General features: G+C 39.7%; 7 protein-coding genes. 5 read left to right on the top strand and 2 right to left on the bottom strand.

Annotation, left to right across the window (positions count from 1 at the left end; translation table 11 throughout):
- Positions 1–228: 228 nt before the first annotated feature.
- Genes HMPREF9078_RS09700 through HMPREF9078_RS09680 form a run of 5 tightly spaced genes read left to right on the top strand, consistent with a single transcriptional unit; the run spans position 229 to position 4,616 of the window.
- Positions 229–1,128 (top strand): hypothetical protein, encoded by a 900-nt coding sequence (locus HMPREF9078_RS09700; protein WP_009420507.1) that lies wholly within the window; start codon positions 229–231, stop codon positions 1,126–1,128.
- 11 nt (positions 1,129–1,139) lie between these two features.
- Complete coding sequence (locus tag HMPREF9078_RS09695) at positions 1,140–1,430, top strand: DUF493 family protein (protein ID WP_009410743.1); 291 nt, start codon at positions 1,140–1,142, stop codon at positions 1,428–1,430.
- The gene (locus HMPREF9078_RS09690; protein ID WP_002672843.1) at positions 1,427–2,089 is read left to right on the top strand and encodes a DUF4290 domain-containing protein; all 663 of its coding nucleotides are present in this window, start codon (positions 1,427–1,429) and stop codon (positions 2,087–2,089) included. The genes HMPREF9078_RS09695 and HMPREF9078_RS09690 overlap by 4 nt, the downstream gene beginning before the upstream one ends.
- Complete coding sequence (gene murA, locus HMPREF9078_RS09685) at positions 2,076–3,386, top strand: UDP-N-acetylglucosamine 1-carboxyvinyltransferase (protein WP_009420506.1); 1,311 nt, start codon at positions 2,076–2,078, stop codon at positions 3,384–3,386. Before HMPREF9078_RS09690 ends, murA begins: the two co-directional genes overlap by 14 nt.
- A 60-nt stretch (positions 3,387–3,446) precedes the next feature.
- A complete protein-coding gene (locus tag HMPREF9078_RS09680; RefSeq protein ID WP_009420505.1) occupies positions 3,447–4,616 on the top strand; it encodes a MalY/PatB family protein in 1,170 nt (389 codons plus the stop codon).
- A gap of 83 nt (positions 4,617–4,699) precedes the next feature.
- Here HMPREF9078_RS09680 and mraY read toward each other — a convergent pair whose 3' ends face one another.
- Together mraY and HMPREF9078_RS09670 are read right to left on the bottom strand one after the other, a co-directional pair.
- On the bottom strand, positions 4,700–5,935 hold the full coding sequence (gene mraY / locus HMPREF9078_RS09675) for a phospho-N-acetylmuramoyl-pentapeptide-transferase (RefSeq protein ID WP_009410740.1): 1,236 nt from the start codon (positions 5,933–5,935) through the stop codon (positions 4,700–4,702).
- 33 nt (positions 5,936–5,968) lie between these two features.
- Complete coding sequence (locus tag HMPREF9078_RS09670) at positions 5,969–6,667, bottom strand: hypothetical protein (protein ID WP_009420504.1); 699 nt, start codon at positions 6,665–6,667, stop codon at positions 5,969–5,971.
- Positions 6,668–6,840: the final 173 nt, after the last annotated feature.

Genomic DNA, 6,840 nt, shown 5'->3' with positions numbered 1-6,840 from the left:
TCGCTCTCTCTAACCTATCCGATTTGTCCGACAAATCAGACCTGTCAAAAAACCATTCTTATCACTACCCATTTCCTAATTCTCTCATTTTCTAATTCCCTCATTTCCTCATTTTCCACTGGCAAAGTTAATTATCGGTATTTCTGGCATTATTAGTTTATTGGCATTAAATAATTGTTAATTAAAATTTATTTCGTATATTTGCACCAAGTTTTTAATTTCAAAAAAATGAAAAGAATAATCCTTTCCCTATTAGTTACTGCTTGCTTGACTGCGTGTAGTAAAAACGATAACGAGGCTCCTGACGACAAGAAGCCTCCCGTTACTTTAGAACCTAAGCCAGCTCCTGAACCTACTGTGGGGGTATATCCTCGCATTGTAACTACTACCCAGCATTTAAGAAAAAAGCAATTGGTTGCTGAGTCTACTATTGTCAATGGTAAGGTTACTAAATCTATTCAGAAAGTAACTGATTTAGAAAACGGAAATGTTACTACTTATATCATTGATTACAAGTACGATGCTAATGGTTACCCTACCGAAATCACCACCTCACGTAAGGGGCGCACTATACTCGATGAGAAAGAAACTTACCGCTTTGAAAATAAAAGATTGGTAGAAAAGATTAAAATTGTAGAGGGGGGCGTTAGAACGGATACTCATAACTATTCTTACGACTCTGAAGGTAAGCTCATCAAGTACATTTACTCTATGCAACAATACATAGACCCTAAACCGAGTGTTAGAGAAACAAACTACACTTATACTGGCACTACTGTTTCAGCTGCTATTGTAGGCGGACATACTGAAACAATTACTTTCGACAGCCGTTGGAATAAATTGAAAAGTGAACAAAAATTCACTCGAACTGCCGATATTTGGGAGTATCAATACAACGATAAACCCAATCAAGCTTATGGTCATTTAGGCGACTTGCTCTACCCCGAAGAGTTTATCTCTAAAAATTGTCTTACCTTAATGAGACACATTTCAAAAGAAGAAGGCAAAGAGGATTCTACTAGCGAATATCGCAGGGAATACCAATACAATGCACAGGGTAATATAAGAGAAATTAAAAAATACGACTCTAACGGTAAGTTAGAAGAAACCACAGAATACGAATATTAGTAATCAACTCAATGAAAACAGAACAAGAATTAGCCGAATTTTACGAGCGCTTAAAGAATGAACTCATCGAGACTTCGCTCTTCCCCACCCGTTATCTCTATAAATTTGTAATACCTACTGATGAAGCCAAACTCAATCAGCTCAAAGAGGTATTCAAAAATACCGATGCCGAAATCACCACACGCCCATCGTCTAACGATAAGTACACAGGTGTTTCGGTAAGCCTTACCGTTAAAAACCCCGATGAGGTAATTGCCTATTACAAAGAAGCTGGTAAAGTAAAAGGAATATTATCATTATGACGACCTTAGAATATAACACCGAACGCCCTCACTTAATCATCCCCGAATACGGGCGACACATTCAAAAAATGATAGAAAAAGCGGTACTCCTTAAAGACCGAGATACACGTAATAAAACGGCTCGAAGTATCGTCGCCGTAATGGGAAACTTATTCCCTCACTTGCGCGACGTCCCTGATTTTCAACATAAACTTTGGGACCAGCTCTTTATAATGTCCGATTTTCAGTTAGACGTCGATTCTCCTTACGAAAAACCCACGCCTTCCACACTTCATAAACACCCCGAAAGACTTAGATACCCTCAAGCACATCCCCGCTACCGCTTCTACGGCAACGTAATTATTCGTATGATAAACACTTGCGTAAATTGGGAAAAAGGCGACCTACGTGAAGCTTTAGAGTATTCTATCGCTAACCATATGAAGAAATGCTTCCTCACTTGGAATAAAGAAAGCGTAGACGATAGCGTAGTTTTTGAACATCTATACGAACTGAGCAACGGGCAAATTGATTTGAGAAAGGCTAACGAAGACCTTACTAATAGTCGTGACCTTATCCGCACGAAACAAAATCTAACTAAACGCACTCCTCAACCGCAACCTCAGCAAGCTAAAAGAATATTCTCAACTAATAAAAAAAATAACAATGGGCGTTTTTAAAATAGAAGGTGGACATACCCTCAAAGGAAGTATCACACCACAAGGAGCTAAAAACGAAGCACTACAAGTGCTTTGTGCAGTTTTACTCACCGACCAAAAAGTTACCATTCACAACATTCCCGATATTCAAGATGTGAATAAACTGATTTCTTTGCTCGAGAATTTAGGAGTCAAAATCCAAAAGCTCGGGAAAGGTACTTATAGCTTTCAAGCCGACGATATCAATATAGACTATTTAAAGTCTGATTCTTTTCATACCGAAGGGCAAGCCCTGCGAGGTTCTATTATGATAGTAGGCCCTCTGCTCACGCGTTTTGGAGTAGGCTATATTCCTAAACCGGGAGGTGATAAAATAGGTCGCCGTCGCCTCGACACCCACTTCGAAGGGTTCATCAAATTAGGTGCCCACTTCGAATATGATGAGAATAACTTTACTTATAGCGTAGTAGCCAAAAAACTAAAAGGAAGCTATATGCTTTTAGAAGAAGCCTCTATTACAGGTACTGCCAACATTATTATGGCTGCCGTATTAGCCGAAGGCACTACAACTATTTATAACGCAGCTTGCGAGCCCTATGTACAACAACTCTGCCATATGCTCAACGCTATGGGAGCCGATATACAAGGTATCGGTTCCAACCTCGTTACTATCAATGGGGTAGAACGCTTAGAGGGTTGTACACACACTATCCTCCCCGATATGATTGAAATAGGTAGTTGGATAGGCTTAGCTGCTATGACCCGCAGTGAAATTACCATTAAGAATGTAGGCTGGGAGCATTTGGGTATTATGCCTACTATCTTCCAGAAATTAGGTATTACCTTCGAAAAGAAAAACGACGATATTCATATCCCCGCTCATACTAACGGCTATGAAATCCAAAATTATATCGATGGCTCTATCCTAACCGTAGCCGATGCCCCTTGGCCTGGTTTTACCCCCGACCTACTCAGTATCGTACTGGTAGTCGCTACCCAAGCACGTGGGGAAGTGCTTATTCACCAAAAGATGTTTGAGAGTAGGCTATTCTTTATCGATAAACTGATAGATATGGGCGCTAAAATTATACTATGCGACCCTCACCGCGCTACCGTTATCGGTAATGATTTCCGTTCACCTTTGCGCGCAACCCTAATGACCTCGCCTGATATTCGTGCCGGTATAGCCTTGCTTATTGCAGCTCTTTCAGCCAAAGGCACCTCTACCATTTACAATATAGAACAAATAGACCGTGGTTACGAAAACATCGACGGACGACTCAAAGCCCTCGGTGCCCAAATAGTAAGAGTTTCCTAATAGATATCCGATAACACATAACATATTAATCATTAGCCATTAAACATTAATCATTAAAAAGTGAATTATAATTTTGACGAAGTAGTTTGCAGAAAACACACCGATGCTCTCAAGTTAGAGGCATTAGCCCCCCGCTGGGGACGCACCGATTTGCTTCCTATGTGGGTAGCCGATATGGATTTTAAAACACCTCCTTTCATAGTGGAAGTGATGAAAAAACGTATGGAATGTGAAGTGTTTGGCTACACAGCGAAACCCGAAAGTTGGTATGAAGCCATTATTAGTTGGCAAAAACGCCGTCATAAGTGGACGATTACCAAAGAAATGATTTCATTCGTACCTGGCGTAGTACCAGCTTTGGCAATGGCAGTACAGGCATTTACTCAGCGTGGTGAAAAGGTGATGATTCAGCAACCTGTATATAATCCTTTTGCTCAGGTAATCCGCAATAACCATCGCGAATTAGTAAACTGTCCATTGGAGCTGAAAGATGGGCAATATTATATCAATTTTAAACTCTTCGAAAAAAAGATAAAAGGCTGTAAACTCTTCCTCTTCTGTCACCCTCATAACCCTGGCGGACGTGTATGGACGCTCGAAGAACTCAAAAAAGTAGCAACTATCTGTGCTCAGAACAACGTAATAATAGTAGCTGACGAAATCCACGCCGACCTTACCTTACTTCCCTACGAGCACATTCCGTTTGCCTCAGTAAGCGAAGAAGCTAAACAGAACTCCGTTGTATTTGCATCTCCCAGCAAGGCTTTTAATATGGCAGGCTTAGCTACCTCTTATGCGGTAATTGCTAATCCTACCCTGCGTCGTCGCTTCGAAAGCTATGTAGAAGGGAACGAATTGGCTGCGGGCAATGTCTTTGCTTTTAATACCGTTGTAGCAGCCTATAACAAAGGCGAAGAATGGTTACAACAAATGCTCACCTACGTTCAAGGTAATATTGATGAAGTGGTAAGTTATATCAAGGAAAACATACCTCAACTAAAAGTCATCATACCTCAAGCCTCTTATTTAGTGTTTATTGATTTCAGTGCGTTACAGCTCAACCAAAAAGATATAGTCGCTCTATGTACCAATAGGGCGCACTTAGCCTTAAATGACGGTAGTATTTATGGTGAAGAAGGCAATGGCTATATGCGCATCAATTTAGCTTGTCCGCGTAGTGTGGTAAGGCAAGCCTTAGCTCAACTCAAAGACGCAATAACTTCAATATAAAAGTCAAGCGCCTAAATAATCTGATTATTTAGGCGCTTTTCACATTTCTATTCTCCAATATATCCAAGCTTTTAATTGAGCTCTTATCTCAATTTCAGCGTTACAATGCTAATCACCGCTAAGAAAATCCCTACAATAAGAAAGCGCATCACTATTTTACTCTCGTGATACCCCTTCTTTTGGTAATGGTGGTGTAAAGGCGACATCAAAAAGATACGTCTACCTTCACCATACTTTTTCTTCGTATATTTAAAGTAAACCACTTGCAATATCACTGATAAGTTTTCAATGAGGAAGATACCACAGAGCACAGGCAACAAAAGTTCTTTGCGCACTGCTATGGCTATTACAGCTATAATCCCGCCTATGGTCAAACTTCCTGTATCGCCCATAAACACTTGGGCAGGATAGGTATTATACCACAAAAAGCCCACCAAAGCTCCTGCAAAAGCGGCTATGAATACCGTCATCTCCCCTACTCTTGGGATATACATAATGTTTAAGTATTCCGAGAAGATAATGTTACCCGAAATCCACGCAAATAGCCCTAATGTCAGGACTATAATAGCCGAGCTTCCCGCTGCCAATCCGTCTATACCATCAGTAAGGTTCGCTCCGTTAGAAACCGCTGTAACAATAAGAATCACAATAGGAATAAATACCAGCCACACATAATGATGATAATTATCTCCTGCCCACGCAATAAGGTCAGCATAGTCAAACTCGTTATTCTTTACAAACGGAATAGTAGTTTTCGTCGATTTCACTTCTGGAACAAAATTCTCTGTGGCTGTTTCTGCTACTACTTCAGTACGTGTTCGTCCAATACCTGTTTTCTCACTCTTAATAGTTACATTATCATTGAAATAGAGCGTCGCCCCTACAATAATTCCTAAGCCTATTTGTCCTAATATTTTAAAACGTCCTTTCAGTCCGTCTTTATTCTTGCGGAAAGTCTTGATATAATCGTCGATAAAGCCAATGGCTCCCATCCACACAGTAGTGATGAGTAGCAATAAGGTATATACGTTATCTAACTTAGCCAACAGCAGTACAGGTATAAGCGTAGCAAGAATAATGATAATCCCCCCCATAGTAGGAGTGCCTGCTTTCTCATTCTGCCCCGTAAGCCCTAAGTCTCGCACCGTTTCGCCTATCTGTTTGCGTTGTAGGAGGCGAATAATACGCTTCCCATAGATGGTAGAAATAAGCAAGGAAAGCATTAAAGCCAAGCCTGCGCGAAACGATAAGTATTTATAAAGCCCCGACCCTGGAAAGTCGTAATATTTTTCAAGATATTCTAATAAATAATATAACATTTTAAATAATAGTTAAGTGGTAAGAGATAAGAACTATTTGATAACGATTATAATCTCTTTATCGCGTCTCTTTTTCTTTTTGCCATCAGTGGCTTTTAAATCAATTTTCACGGTATGAGCATCTATTTTCTCAATATAAGGGTGTTTGCCTTTTATCTTCTTTATTTTGCCCTCGAATACAAGCGTATTATTGATATCAATATTAAACATCTTCTTCATCTGTGCTACGCGCTCTGCTTGCTCTTCATCATCTGTATTTTGTTCCAAAGCAGCGATATTGATGCGCAACTCCTTGCCGTCCCATTTAAAAGCCGAAATACTCATAGGGTTGTTATTGCGTGTACCTCTATCAATAGTGGCGGTGATAGAAGCGTATTCTTCAGGCGCAAAATGGTCGAACCTAACCTGAAAACCTACTTCCTTATTGTCTTTAAAAAGTCCTTTAATAGCTGCACGTTTCAGCAATTCAGCTTTATCAGCAGGAATGCTATCCTTTTCTACTGTTTTTTGAAAGTCGTAAACCGATTGCCATTCTTTTGGAAATTCGGGCATATTCACGTTTTTCAAACTGTTTTCCCCTTGTTTTGCTTTTGCTTGCATAGCAAGCATTTCACTCATATCTACTGCCATATCGGTGGAAATGGTAGCATCTTTATGAAATGTAAAGGTATTTGTTACACTACAAGATTGCAATGCCAGTAGCGTAAAAGCTAATAAAATCAATTTTTTCATTAGTTATCAATTACAAATTTCGGGGCAAAGATAATATTTTTTACAATACTTCTATCATTCCTCAAATCAAACGTACCTTTTTTACTTCAAAATATCTTTCTCTATCCTCCTTCTTAGGTTTGTTTTAACTTCGCCTTTCCTTCGTTCTTTGTTCGTTCTTTGTTCGTTCTTTG

Source organism: Capnocytophaga sp. oral taxon 380 str. F0488, from assembly GCF_000318255.2.
GTDB lineage: Bacteria > Bacteroidota > Bacteroidia > Flavobacteriales > Flavobacteriaceae > Capnocytophaga > Capnocytophaga ochracea.
This window is presented reverse-complemented; position numbering and strand designations above follow the sequence as displayed.

Coding starts and splice junctions, on each gene's coding strand:
- mraY (WP_009410740.1), bottom strand. CDS start 5,935: ATGTTATATTATTTATTAGAATATCTTGAAAAATATTACGACTTTCCA.
- HMPREF9078_RS09690 (WP_002672843.1), top strand. CDS start 1,427: ATGACGACCTTAGAATATAACACCGAACGCCCTCACTTAATCATCCCC.
- HMPREF9078_RS09700 (WP_009420507.1), top strand. CDS start 229: ATGAAAAGAATAATCCTTTCCCTATTAGTTACTGCTTGCTTGACTGCG.
- HMPREF9078_RS09670 (WP_009420504.1), bottom strand. CDS start 6,667: ATGAAAAAATTGATTTTATTAGCTTTTACGCTACTGGCATTGCAATCT.
- murA (WP_009420506.1), top strand. CDS start 2,076: ATGGGCGTTTTTAAAATAGAAGGTGGACATACCCTCAAAGGAAGTATC.
- HMPREF9078_RS09695 (WP_009410743.1), top strand. CDS start 1,140: ATGAAAACAGAACAAGAATTAGCCGAATTTTACGAGCGCTTAAAGAAT.